This is a genomic window from Micromonospora sp. DSM 45708, assembly GCF_039566955.1.
GTDB lineage: Bacteria > Actinomycetota > Actinomycetes > Mycobacteriales > Micromonosporaceae > Micromonospora.
The window spans coordinates 1,810,801-1,824,875 of the sequence record NZ_CP154796.1 but is presented as its reverse complement, the minus strand read 5'-3'; the positions used below and the strand labels follow the sequence as shown (position 1 = coordinate 1,824,875).

3 protein-coding genes are annotated in these 14,075 nt (G+C 66.8%); all 3 read right to left on the bottom strand.

Going from position 1 to position 14,075, the window contains the following annotated elements; all coding sequences use genetic code 11:
• Positions 1–2: 2 nt before the first annotated feature.
• Positions 3–6,938 (bottom strand): polymorphic toxin-type HINT domain-containing protein, encoded by a 6,936-nt coding sequence (locus tag VKK44_RS08505; RefSeq protein ID WP_343446300.1) that lies wholly within the window; start codon positions 6,936–6,938, stop codon positions 3–5.
• Positions 6,939–7,133: 195 nt separating this feature from the next.
• Entirely contained in the window at positions 7,134–10,673 is a 3,540-nt protein-coding gene (locus tag VKK44_RS08500; RefSeq protein ID WP_343446299.1) for a LamG domain-containing protein, read from the bottom strand.
• Between the two features lie 914 nt (positions 10,674–11,587).
• Positions 11,588–13,540, bottom strand: a complete 1,953-nt coding sequence (locus VKK44_RS08495) for a DUF262 domain-containing protein (protein WP_343446298.1) — start codon at positions 13,538–13,540, stop codon at positions 11,588–11,590.
• Positions 13,541–14,075: the final 535 nt, after the last annotated feature.

Sequence of the window (14,075 nt, the reverse complement as noted above, 5' to 3'; positions counted from 1 at the left end):
AGCTACTCCTCTGGGAATAGGCTACCGATCGACTGCCGCCGCTCGAAGGGGAAGCGGCGTAAGTCGCGCTCAAATACGTCAACACGCACACGAGTATCCCATGTAATTGTACTATCCGGAGCACCAGCCCGGCGCACCAACTCCGCGACGCGGTGATGCCCATCCATCAGCAGGTCTCTGGATTTAGTGATCAGTACGGCAGTCCCATCACTGGGGGTGTTGACAGCCCTCAACAGGGCAGAGTCGTCCAGTGCCTCTATCTGGATCAGCTTGTCATCACGCAGCGGGTGGGACATGTCACTTTTGGCTAAATCGCGCACCGGCATCACGTCACAGTTGTGCACAAGAACAGGCGCGCGTCCGGCCATCACATAGTACGTGTGGACGCGACGGACAGTGAGGTCGTGCATCGTTCGCTGCCCGTTGAAGTTGTCGACCTTCGCCACCGTGACGGCGACCCCGTCCGGCGACAACAACTCCTCCGTCGGTTGGAGATCGGCCGCCTCGACCCACCGGTCGCGGCTCTCGCTCCAGAAGGGGTGGTGTTGCGTGGTGTGCAGGGTGACGAACTTGCCCTCACCGTCTCGGACCGAGAGATCGGTCAGCGCCTCGTCCTCGTTGATGTGGACGGCGTCGACGGGTTCCGCGCTGGTGGTACCCGTCGCCGGATCATAGGCGAGGACCTCCTCGCCTTCGGCGACCTCGGCGATTGGTTTGCTCTCCCCGTCGGCCATGAGAACGGGGGTGTCGGGGGCGAAGCTGTGCTTGCACGACTTCTCCGGCGGCGCGTCGGTGTTCTTGGTTGCGGGCTTGCCCTTCGTGCCCGGGTCCGGTTTCTTCGCGGGAGCGGGTGGTGCCTTCGGCTTGACCTTTGCGAGATCCTTGGCCCGCGCCTCGGCCTTGAGCATGGCCATCTCGGCCATCTCCTGACGCGGGTTGATCTTGGGGGTGAGGCGTTCCAACGCCTCCTTGCTCAAGATTTTGGCGGCCTTCTTCTCCGCCTTCCTGCCGAGCTGTTCACTGACCCACTTGCAGGCCCGTTTCACGAACTTGCAGACCGGCGGTCCTGGAGCCATCGTGACGACGGCCGACTTCGTGTCGCCTTCGTGGAGATAGAGGGCGGCATCGGCAGCGTCGGCTCCCGAGCCGAGGACCGGCACCCAGGACACCACCCCCGCCGCATCGTGCAACACCTTGTTGTTGAACAGCCCGGGGTCACGACGGGTCGACTGTGGCTTGTACTTCTCGACAACGTCCTGGCAGGCGTATCCGTCGATAGTGCGCGGGCAGAGGCCCTTGGGTGTGTCGATCCCCGCGTACTCGGGGATGATCTCGCCGCTGGGGTCGGCGTAGGTGGTGGGATTGTTGGAGGCGTAGGCGTACGCCTGCATCTGCTGCGGGTTGCCGATGTCGTTGATCGGGTCGGCGGAGATGAACCGCCCGATGGACGGGTCGTACTCCCGGGCGCCCAGGTGCGTCAGACCTGTGGGGTCCTGGTAGCCGCTGAGGAATCCCTGTTGGTTCGGCCAGGTGACCGCGGCGCCGCGCGGGGCGCCGTAGGGCGTCTGGCGGCGTTGGGTGATGGTCTGGTTGGTGTCGTTGGCGATGCTGACCTGGGAGGTTCCCTGGTGGTCGCTGGCCAACCAGGTGATGCCCGTGACGGTGCGCTGGGCGATGACCTCGCCGTTGAAACCGTAGTACCGGGTGGCGCTCACCTGGCCGTTGGTGCCGTTCTTGCGCACCTCCTGGTCGCCGAGGAACAGCGTGCTGCCGGTGGGGTCGGTGGCGATGAGCCGGTTGCCGCCGGCGTCGTAGATGTAGGAGTTGGTTCCGGCGCTGTCCGTCACCGAGGCCAGGCGTCCCTCGACGTCCCAGCTCATGGTCTGTTGCCCCGATTTTCCGGGGCGGGTCTTCATGTTGCCGACTTCGTCATAGGTGTATGAGCCGGTGGTCGTGCCGGTGTTGTCGGTCCTGCTCCAACCGTCGAGTCGGTGCGGCTGCGCCGCTTTGGCCGCCGGGTAGGAGTAGGAGGTGGTGACCGTGCCGGTCGGCGTGCCGCGCTCGATCTGGGTCAGGCGGTTGCCGACGCGCCCCTGCGGGTCGTCCGGAGCGCCGAACGACCACTGCTGCCAGTACGGTGCCGGGCCACCCAACTCCGACTCGTTCTGCGGCTTCGCGCCGCAGTCGTAGGAGGCCGGGGTCCAAGCCTCGGTCAGTCGGCGTTGGTGGTCGTAGGCGAAGCACTGGGTGTCGCGGGGGCGGGCACCGGAGTTGTCGTCGACCTTCAGGACATTGCCGCTGGCGTCGTATTCGTATGAGGTGTTCGACACGGGCACCGGAGCGGTCGAACGCTGGACGGTGCCGCTGCTGACACGGCCGGTAGCCGCGTCGAAGGTGTTCTTCGTCTGGACAGACTTGGTGCCCGTCAACTGGGTGGACCGGGTGATGAGGCTGAGTTCGTGCAGGTTCGTGTACTTGGACTCGATCGCGTAGTAGCTGGCGTCACCGTAGTTGGTGGCGAGCTTGTCCAGCAGCGCGTACGTGCTGTCGTACTGGTAGTTGAGGACCTCCTCGCTGAGCCCGCCGGCCGCCGGAATGGTGAGGGTGTTGGGTGACCCGTCGGCGAGGAAGCTGGCCTTCGAGGTGAAGGTGCAGGTGACCGCGCCGATGCCACAGAAGCCGGCCTGCGAGGAGGGCAGTGTCAGCTTGGTCTGGGTGGGTCGGTCCATCTTGTCCACCGACACCAGTTCGCTGCGGTACTCCTCGATGCCGATCCAGCGCGAAGCGGACTTCGTCGCGCCCTTGATCGGCGAGTCGTAGGTGAACTCCGTCCGCTTCGGGCCGGTCAGGCTGCCCTCGCGCGTGGTCGCCAGCCGCCCCATCCGGTCGTAGGTGTACCAGACGTCCGGGGTGTCCGGGCGGGCGTCGGTGGTCCGCTCCAGCTCGCCCAGGTCGTTGTACTTGCTGGTCGACGTGCCGGTGTCCGGGTCGGTGGTGGAAGTGGGCCGGCCCTGGATGTCGTAGGAGTAGGACCAGGTGTTGCCGGACGGGTCCTTGACGGTCGCCAGCTGCCCCACCGGGTGGTACGTGTAGCTGGTTTCGTCGTAGGTCCCGGTCGCGGTGGGACCGTGGTACTGCCAGAGCTTCTCGGTCCGGCCGTACAGGTCCGTCCACACCGTGGTGGCCGCGTCACCCGTCGGCGGCGTCACGGTGGTGTGATCGCCGTGGTAGGTCGTGGAGGTCCGGGCCTTCTCCACCTGCACGCCGGCGTTGGTGCCGAGCAGGAGTGAGTGGATCGGGCGGCCGGCCGTGTCGTAGAGGGTCTTGGTCTGGCTGGGCACGTCCTTGTCGTCGCGGAACTTGATGATGGTGGTGTCGATGGCGCCGGCGTCGAAGTAGGCCGCGTTCTCCTTGTAGATACGACCGGCGGCGTCGTAGAAGGTGTCGGACAGGATCCGGCCGCTGCCGTACGCCGACTCCTGTGCCTGCCGGGGGCGGCCCAGACCGTCGAGAAGAAGGTAGGAGGTGTCGGTGCCGCCGCCGGCGTTCAACGCCTTGGTGGTGATGAACGAGGGCTGCGACTTGGACAGGGTGTAGCTGTAGCTGTTCGAGGGTGCCGACCCGTAGATGGCGCGGTCACGGTTGGGCAGCCAGACCGCGGTGGTGCGACCCATGGCATCGTAGGTGATCTCAGTCACCCGGTTGTTGGGGTCGGTGGTCTTCACCGGCACACCGAAGGCGGGGTCGAGATTGACGGTGCTCTTCCACAACAGCGGGTTCGTGGTGATGACCTGCGTGACCGGCCCGCCGGATGCCGGCACGTAGTCCGTGTCGGTCTTCTCCCCGGCGATGTCGAAGCTCGCGTCGACCCGCCCGTAGGCGTCGTAGGTGGCCGATGACACCTTCTTGTACGTCCGGGTTCCGCCGCTGAAGCCCGTGATCGTCTCCACCGCGGTCGCCAGACCGCTGGTCGGCGCCGCACCGTAAGCCTGCGAGTCGAAGCTGAAGCGGGTGTCCGCGGTGATTTGGTTCTCCGCGGTGGGAGTGGTGCCGCACCCGCCCACCCAGCCGTGCGTCCGCCGCACCGGGTCGAGCAACCACTTCGTGGCGTTACGGCCGTACTCGGTCTTCACGCATGCTTCGTCGCCGGTCTTGCTGTCGTCTCCGCCGTCCTCGACGTCGGTCGGCATGCCGAATTCGTCATAGCTGGTGGTGGTCGTGGTCCGCCGGACACCGCCGTCGGTTGCCCCGCGGGCGTGCGTTGCGCCGATCCGGGCGTACCGGGCCTCCGCGACCGGTGTGCCGGAACGCGTGGCGGTCGGTGGGTCGGAGCGCCACATGTCGTTGACAGTGGCGGCGAGGACCGTGGATCCGAGCCAGGTGATGGTCTCCCGAGGGCTGCCCGCGAAGTGCTCGTAGTCGTTGGCCGGACCACCCTCCCTGCCCTGCACCTTGGTGGTGCGGGTGCCGCCCGAGGCGAGCTTGTCGCCGTACATGCCGCGGAAGTACAGGGTCTCGGTCTTGGTGCGGTCGACGCCCTCACCGAGGTAGGTGACGACCGTCGGGTATCCCCGCCACTGCGACCAGGTACGGGTGTCGTCCGGGGTGATGCCGGTGTCGTCCTCGTAGTGCCACAGCGGTTCGTCGTTGTCGTTGAGATAGTCGTAGGCGGTGCGCACCGGCCTTGCTCCGCCGACCTCGTCGATCTGTTGCACCTCCTTCACCACGTACTTGTGGAAGAAGTCGGTGACCTTGTCGGTGTAACCGGGTGGCGTCCACTTGACCGGATAGCAGAGCAGCGTGTTGCTGTCCAGCGCGCTCTTCGAGGGCATCTTGCTGTCCTTGACGCACTCCGGGTCGCTGTAGGTGACGAAGATCTTGCCGCCGGTCTCCAGGTTGATCTGCTTGACCCGGTGCCAGTTCATGGCGAGCGCCCAGTCGCTGCCCGCCGCGTCGACCCGGTTCTGCATTTGGACTCGTTCGAAGGTCACCTCCGGCGCGGTGACCGTGCCGCCGTTAAGGCCCTTGTGCGTGATGCCCTCCAGCCACAGGCCGGCGCGGGTTCCGTCACCCGGGTCCGGGAAGGACTGCCGGAACGTCCAGGAGTCGACGTTCTGGTACGCGTTGCTCTTCCACACCTTGGTCAGGACCTCGGTGGTCCGCTTGGCCGACCAGAACGTGGGCGACCCGTTGAGGCAGGGCTTGGTGGAGGAGAGACACTCCTGGTCCCAAGGGGTGTCCGGCCAGGTGGTGTCGTTCTTCGTGGTGCAGTTGGCCAGGCAGCGGTCGATGTTCGTCAGGTCGATGCGGACCGGGACGTTCTCGACGTACGGCGAGGAGGCGGCGTACTCATTGTTGTCCCGGTTGTCGCTGCCGTAGTCGATGCGGGTCAGGTAGCCAGCCCGGTCGTAGACGACCGGAGTCGAGGTGACCTTGTTCTTGGCGTAGTAGTTGGTCTCCTTGGCCCACCAGTAGGACATGGTGTTGCCGTGGATGTCCTGGACGTAGTCCAGGTTCCAGCGCCAGGCCTGCCGCTTGCCGTTGCAGTCGGAGGCGGCGAACGTGTCGGCGTTGCAGGGCTCACCCGGGTTGTTGCCGTACACGGGGACGGTGAGCACCGAGTTCGTCGTGGGCTTCCCGGACGACCATCCCGGCAACTGGTGGCGGCCGAACCAGTACTGCGTGCCGTCGGTGGTCGTGACCTTCCAGTACTCGTTGTTGTCGTCGCCGTTGCTGTAGGCGGGCGTGGTGGCCAACTCGATCTTCGAGCCGTCCTCGTTGCGCGGATGCCAATTGCCGTCACTGCCCTTGAGCAGTTCGACCGAACTGCCGTTGAGCGACATCACGGCGTTGTCCGGCCCCCAACACAGGTCACCGGTCTTGACCGTGTTGTTGGCGTTGCCGCCCATGTCGTCGGAGCATGCCTTGTAACGGCGTTCGATGAAGCCGGGAGAATAGTCGAAGCCCTCACCGAAAGCGCCCGGCTGGTTGTTGGACGCAGCATGCCGGCCATCCACGGACTGGGACGAGTAGCCGACGGTGAGGGAGGGCGACGGCCCACCCGGCCCAGGCGGCGTGCGCATCGGGTAGGACCACTGGAAACTACCCGTGGCACCGCTGTGGCCCCACGAAGAGGACGGGCTGAGGCTGGACGCGGTGAAACTACCCGCCCCGCCGGACGGACCGCTGGTCAGGGCGACAAGTGTCCCCGCACTGGCGGCGGCTGGAGCGACGCCGAGCCGCTTGGCCTCCGCCGGTGACAATGCCCGGCTCACCGGGGCCGCCGAAATGGTCGCCGAGACCGTCCGGGTACGGACGTTGTTGCGCGAGCCCAACGCGACCGGCCCGCAGTCCCTGGTCGAGGGGGCGGTCAGCGCGCACTCGGGCAGCCGCTCAAGCCGCAGCCGCGACGACCAGTCCGCACCGTACGCGGTGGCGAAGGCGGCGTAGTCGACGCCGATCTCGACCTGCCCGGCGGAGCGGGTTCCGTCCGAGCGACCCACCCGCAGAAGCAACCCGTTCACCCCGGCCGCAGCGGTCTCCGTGCGCGACAGCACCTCCACCCGCACCTTGCCGGGAGTGGATGCGGCCGAACGAGCCGTCGACGGACCGGTGGCGGGCCGGACCGTCACCGGAAGGGTGCCGGCCCGGGCGGCGACCTTCGTCGATCGTTCGCCAGCGGCGGTCGCCGGCAACGCCACCTCGGCGGCAGACGCGCTCGGCCACACCGGCGCGGGCCGCTTCACCTGCGCGGCGCCGGCGTCCGTGGTCGGCTTGGTCCGCTTGACTTCATGCAGCGGGGCGGACGGATACCGCTGCGGCTCAAGGTGGGGAGCCCCGGCCGGGCGCTGCGCCTGGGCGGGAATCTGCCCGCCGACCGCGGCGGCGAGCAGCGCGACCAGACCGACGGTGAGGGCGCGTCGGGCAACGCTCCCCATGGTGTTGACGGCCGGCGTTCGCCCGCGATTGCGGTGCGGCCGACCAGCTCTGGCAGTTCTCATCAGGTCCCTTCGGAGGTCACGGATGTCCGACCCGCGCCGGCTCGCGCGGGAGGTTGCTGGATGGTCCGGGCGCCACGCTCATCCCTGCATGGCGCCCGGACCGTTCACGAGATCGACGATGGCCGTTCGGTGTCAGAATCCGGCGAACACGGCTTGGACCTCGGCGGCGCTAAGCGCCCCCTGCCACACCTTGACGCTGTCGATCTGCCCACCGAAGTAGTCGGCGGGAGTGCGCCACAGTCCTCGGCCGATCGCCAGCGCGCCATCGCCATGCCATGGGTCATAGGTCTGGGCACTCTGCTTAACCAAGACTCCGTTGACGTAGAGGCTCAGCGTCCTGCTCGTGACGTCTTGGACAGCAACTAGGTGGGTCCACTGGTTGGGTATGCAGTCACTTCCGATGACGTAAAACGCCGAGCTCGAGGTTGAGTCGGCAGAGCGGGTCATCACTGACCATTTCGTTCCCGTCGCGTCGCTGCGACAACTCAGGAATGAACTGGACACGTTCTTTCCGTCCTGAGCGATGACGGTTCGGGCGCCTGCTCCACCCGTGTAGCGGGCCCACGCGGACACGGTGTAGGACTGGTCGGTGCGCAGTACTGGTCCGTCGGTCTGGCTGGCCCCGGAGACACCGTCGAGGGTCAGCCCCATCGAGTCGTAGCCGTCCGCGGTCCAAGCGGCAGACGGTGACGCGGCCAAAGTCAGCGGGCGTTGATAGCCCGACGAGTCGCCAGCTTGCCGCGGTTCCTCCTGATCATCGTCCTCCATGTCCCATTGGCCCACCCGGACGGGACGAACGAGTTCCACCAGATCGATCGCCGGGTCGATGGCTCGATCCCAGACGCGGACCTCGCTGATCGCACCCCTGAACCAACCAACCGGTGATCCGTTACGCCCGGCACCGATAAGCAGGGGGGCACTAGCTGTCCAGGCAGGGGCACTGGTCGTACCCACGCCCCTGCGAACGCCATTGACGTATAGCGACAGCTGGCTGCTGGCGCCCGCATCATAGATACCGGCCAGGTGCACCCACGCCCCGACCTGGACCGGGTCAGGAGTGCACGCTGGCGAGGGAGTGACCGAGGCGTTCGCGATATCGGAGGTATAGCTGGTGAAGCACCACCGTTGCTTGGTGGGGAAGTACTGAAGTTCGAAGGGGCTCTTGTTGGCGCCAGCTTGCGCCACAACCACTCCGCCGACGGCATCGGCGCGAACCCATGCAGCGAAAGTGAAGCTGCGGGCGGTGTCAACGACTGGGCCTGCGGTGACCGCCTGGTCGTCGACGCCGTCAAGTTCGACCGCCCAGTCTTTGCCGGACTGCTTGTGGACACCCAGTACGCGGGAGTCCGCCCACTTCGGCGAAGGGGCCAGCGTCGCCGCGGCCCCACCGTCGATCTTGTTAGCGAGGGTGGTGCCGGAGCCCTCGTCCATCGCCCAGTGGGCGACCGGGGCCGAGGGGTCACCGGCGTAGAAGACGTAGTCGTAGGAGGCGGAGGGGTTGCCGGCCTGGTCGCGGCTGCGCACTGTTACCACGTTCTCCAGCCGCACGGTCGGCGTGACCCAGACCGTCGCCGGGCCGCCCAGCTGGCTTGCCCGTACCGTCATCTCCGGGCCGCCGTTGACCTGGTAGACGTAGTCGTAGACGTCCGCCGCGCCGTTGGCCGAGAACGTGAACCGCCCCGAATAGCCGGGCGATCCATGCGAATCCAGATCGGTGCCACGCGGCGGTGCCTCCGGGTACAACCCGTCCGCAGCCGTGACGGCCGGGGTCGAGGCGGGCGCCGAGTAGTCGACCGAGAACTCGCACCACGGTGACGCGGTCGACGACCCGCCGAGGGTGTCCTTGGTCAGCACCTGCCAGCGGTAGAGCTCGCCGTTGACCGTCTTTGTGGTCAACTGCAGCTCGGCCTTGGTGCCGGGTGCGACCCCGGAGTCGGTCTTCGGCCAGCCGGACACGTTCGTCCAGGTGCTGCCCACCAACTTCTGGAGCGTGAAGACGCCGGAGAGACTCCCGCCGCCACTGCCGTCCGGGTCGCTCACCGTCGCCTTGAGCCACGGGAAGTCCGAGCGCACCGCAGGGCGCGACGTGCCCGTCAGGCAGGCCTGCGCCGGTGCGGTGTAGCCGGCGTGGGTCGACAGTTGCGCCGCGGTCGGGGTGTTGGGGTTGGTGTTGTACTCGATCGTCAGCTTGGTCTGTACCGGGTCGAACTTCTTCCACCAGTTGCTCGTCGACTCGGACGATCCGTCGGACTGCCGGGTCGACAGGGCCAGCGTGTAGATGTCCTGGCCGCGGTTGGCGCTGATGTCGTCGATGACGTTCTGGCTGGAGAACTCCATCGGCTTGTCCGGCTGCGGGTCGTCGTCGCAGCCCGTGCCGCCCGAGGGCTTGTGCGCGTGCGCCGAACGTTCCTCCAGCCACTTCGAGAAGCTCGGCCCGGACCAGGCCTGCTTGCCGGTGGTCGCCATGTCGGCCGTACGCCACAGGTTCACCGGCGTGCTGTCGCAGTCCCACGAGTGCGTCATCTCGGTCAGGAACTTCGCGTCGCGGATCGTCTTGCCGGACAGCGAGGTGAGCTTGAACGAGAAGTAGGACCGGTACGTGCCGGACCCCTCAGGGTCCTTGCCGACCCGGGCCACACCGTCGTTGCGGGTCGCGTCGTTGGTGCTCGAGTAACCCCACCGGGTCTTCTCGATCGTGCTCCACGGGTCGATGACGACCGGGTACACCGTGCCCTTTCCACGCAGCAGCAACCGGTCCGGCCGGATCACCAGATCCTCTCCCTGGACCCCGGTCGGGATCTCCGCCTTACGCGCCCGGTCCGGCACCACCCGCAGCGCCTCACGACGGCCCTGCGCCGCGAACCCGTTCGCCGCCCGACCCGTGGCGCCCTGGGCGGCCGAGGCCACCCCGGCCGAGTCCCACATCAGCGCGCCCCCGGCGGACAGCACGGAACGCCCGTTGCGGTCGGCGACCTCGAACCCGCCGCCGGACCGGGACCGCTTGGTGAGAGTGCCCGTGGTGTGCAGCGCGAACCGCAACTCGTCCAACGCCGGGTTCGCCGCCGCCTGCGCCGACTTGACCACCAGAGCCCAGGTGAACCCGTCGCGCAGCGCCCGCAGCCGCAGGTCCACCTCCGGCAGCACCGATTCGTACACGGCGGTGTCACCATCGATCGTCGGCGCCGGCAGGTTTCCCGGCCAAGACAGCGACACCTGCCCCTCGGCCAGGGGCATACGGATCATCGGACCGCTCCCACCGGAGGTAAACGTCACGTCCGTCAACGTCGCCACCGGCGCCACCGACCCGTCGGCCCGCCGCTCCAGCCGGGTATCGATCTTCCGCCACGGGCCGCCGTCGCGGCCCCTGGTCCACTGCGGCTCCGCGTAGGACTCCAACATTAGGGTGCCCCGCGGGGTCGCCAGCACGCGTGAATCCTCGGTCTTGAGGCTGGTCACCTCGACCGGCGCATTGAGCTTTCCGGCCTGCGCCAGGGCGTCGACCTCGCTGAGCGCGGGTGCCTCCGGGACAGCCGCCGGCTGGGGGACCGTCGGCTCCGCCCCAGCCGGCGACGGTATCGCGGTCGGACCGGCGACGGCCACCAGGGCCAGCGCGACAGCCGACGCGGCGAAGCCGCGACGGCGCCGCTCGGGGACGATTCCAGGTCTTGTCACCAAAGCACTCCTTGCTGCGTGTGTGGGCACACCGAAGAACCCCGGCCGTGCGCGGGGAAAAGTGAGTGAGGATCAATCAGGTACAGCAGGAGCGGAGACGCTCGACACCGAGCCGACGATCAGGTCTTGTCAACGTGCATGGATCACCACAGCGGAGAGGAGGTCAGCAGCCGCACCGCGGGTTCGTCGATGAGGGCGCGGCCGTCGTTGCGGCATCGCACCAATACGTCGCTAACGCCCTGCGCAGGTTCACCCGAGCCCCCGTTCAGTACCTGTCGGCGACGTGACAGTAAGGAAAGTCAACTTCCGCTGTAAAGAGGCGTCACAACTGGTAGCCACAAACCGCCCATGTGGTACCGAGAGCGGCGGTGCCATCACCGTCCGCCACCGTGTCGACCTAGCCTCGATCGTTCACAGCTGATGTCGGGGGTTCCGGCCCCGCGCTTGTGATCGTTCATTGTCGATGCGGTTGGGTTCGGGGCGTGGTGGCGGGCCGTCTGTGGACCCCGCAGCAACGTCGCCACATCTCCCACCACGACCGCGGCCAGCGGCCGCAGACTCCGCACCGCTTGGGCATAAACCTTCAGCTTCTCGTGGTCGAGCAGTCGAAGCAGCAGCAGGGCGTCCGCCAAAGCTGGGGTCGGTCAGCGGTGGCGATCGCCCCATCGACTCGACGGCCTGGGGAAGCCTGCACGGTAACGATCCCGCGCGTCCATGCCTAGGTGGCGGACCCGGCCAGAGCCAACGGCGCGTCGTCATCCAGGTATCTGGCGACGGCAGCATCCTGGCCGGCGCGAACCAACCCGGTCAACGCCACCACCTGCACCTCGGCCCGGGCCGAGCGAGCCAGCCGGCGCAGGACGTCATGCCGGCGGGCCCAGACCGCGTCGCGGCACGAGGCCTCCGCCGCCGAGTCAGGTCGGGTCGTGGGCGACCTTGGTTGGCAGTTCATCCCGGGTCTGTTGGGAAGGTATCGAAGAGCCGCCTGGCTGCGTCGTTTCCCCTGCGTGCGTGTCGGCGGGCGGCCCGGTCCACACCTGGCAGATGTGGTCCGTCAGTTCCGCTGCCCGCGCCTCGATATCGGCATCACGCCACGCGTCGGGATGGTCCTTGATCAGGTCCTTCGACAACACCAGCAGGCTGTACTTCTCCAGGAGACTGCGCTTGCCCAAGCCGGCCTCGCCTCCGGAGATCATGCCCGCAGCCTCCGTGTCGGTCCACGGCCGATTCGACAGGGCGCCGTTGAGGCTCTTCGCCACCAGGGTGAGGTTGCCAAGGGTCTGAATGCGTCGGTCACGGTCCGCTGCTTGCTCGGGCGTGAGCCGCGGCTCAGGGTTCCAGTGGGTCTGCCACGACCGGGGCATCACGTGTTCGATCTCAAGCTTGGCCGGGAGCGCGATGTTCTCGTGAAACTTGGTGCGAAGCTTCTTCTCGATCGCCTCCAGTACGACGCGCAAACGCGATTGGCGCAGGTATCCATAGAGCTTGAGCGAGGGAAGCTCGGCCTTCATGGTGGCGTCAGTAGGCCACAGACGCGCATCCGCCCGCTGGTCCGCGAGGAAGTTCCGGACCGTGTCGCCCGCCGTGTCGATCGGTGACCGGTCGAGGAGCTTGAGGATGGAGACCATGGTCTTGTTGACGTCCTTCATCGTCATCCGGAGCAACGTCCGGCGCATGACCCAGCTCTCCAGTGCCTTGAGGGCGATCTCCAGCTGCTTCTCGGGCACCTTATGGTTGTCCGACAGCAGCCACAGCAGCAGCGGGCTTGTCGCGGCGAGTCCCATCGTCTCGATGACCCGCGAGTAGAACGACCCCTGGGCCGTGTCCTCGGGGAGATTCGCCAAGGCGCGGTAGGTGTCGGCATCCTTGCGAAATTCGCTCAGGAGCTTGTCGGCGCCGCCAGGGCTGGACATGTAAGGCGCGGCGTACTCGGTGAACACCCGGAAGACCTGCTCGGTCTTCACCTCGTCGCGCAACCGCATGGTGAGCCAGTACTGCACGAAGATGTCGATGCGGGAGCGCTGGTGGCGGCCCTGCACGATCTCGGCCCGCCACCAGTCATCGTCGAAGTCGACCCAGTGCGTCTCCGACCAGTCCTCGACGTCAGCGCCGGCCTTCACACCCCGCTGGAATACCCAGTTCTTGATCAGGTCGGCCTTGAGCAGCGGCGTCCCGCGGTCGTTCAAGGTCTCGAAGATCAGCTGGGAGTCGTCGTGGCCCGTCAGATTGATCGCGACGATGTACAGCCCATCGCGCAGCGTTGCCGACAGCGCCTCCGCACGGGCCTGCTCGGAGCCCGGCGGCGTGTTGCCATCGTCGTCAGGCGTCCCGGTCAGCCAGGCGTGAGCCTCCTTGGAGAAGAACTCGTGGGCAGAGACGATCCGGTGCTCCCCCTCCCAGCCGGGCTTGGGATCCATCGCCTGCTCGAACGCAGGTCGGTCATGCTTGGACGGCCACAGCTTGAAGCGCTCGGGCTTGCCCCTGAGGGCCGACGAGCGGTTGAGAATCAGCTCTTCGAGGTCCTCAGCGAGGAGGTCGTGCCCACGCTCGGCAACTGCCGCCTGGACAGCATCAATCATGAGCTGGATCGTGGTCATGCGCTGCTGCCCGTCGATCACCATGTGCCGAGTGACATCCCCAACCACCGGAGGCTTCGACTCGTAGACAACCGCGCCCAAGAAGTGGTGTGGCACAGTCGGCTCGGCACCGGCGGCGACGACACGGCTCTCGGCGACCCGAACCACGTCAGCCCACAGCGGCGCCCACTGATCTTCCTCGTTCCAGACATACGGCCGCTGGAACGGCGGGATCTCGTAGTGCATCTTGCCGTCGAACAACTGACGAGGACTCAGCGCGTCTGCCTTCACTGGTGCCACTCCCACTCAACCACGACGGGGACCTATGCCATCCTGCCAAAGGGCTCCGACAGCCTGACCACTGACGGACGCTCCGAAGTGTGAGCCGAGGGAGCAGCATGGCTGCGGGTCACTGAGCCATTCCCGGTAACCTGCCGCGACTGTCCGTAGGTCGGTCGGTGGGGGCGTAGATGCGTGAGGTTCCCCGGCAGCTCGGAAGGTTTCAGCGACGCCGGACAGGCCGGCGAGGCGCCCAGGCTCCTACTTCACTCCTCCTGCACGTATCGGCTACCGTGACTGTAAGATCGTTGCCTAACTCCCGCCCCACTCGTTTCCGGGCTGGGACCCAGTTCGATGCAGCAAGCTGTGGACATCCGCTGCGGTCACCGCCGCCATGAGTAGGGACTTCATTCCCTACCGGTCCACTCCAATTCGACGCTAGACCGGGTGAGCGATACCTTCACCAGCGTTAACGCTCGAGCGGCAGCGGCCCCACTCAGAGGAGGTCGTGGTTGGACTGCTGAGCCGTCCTCGGTATTTGGATGGG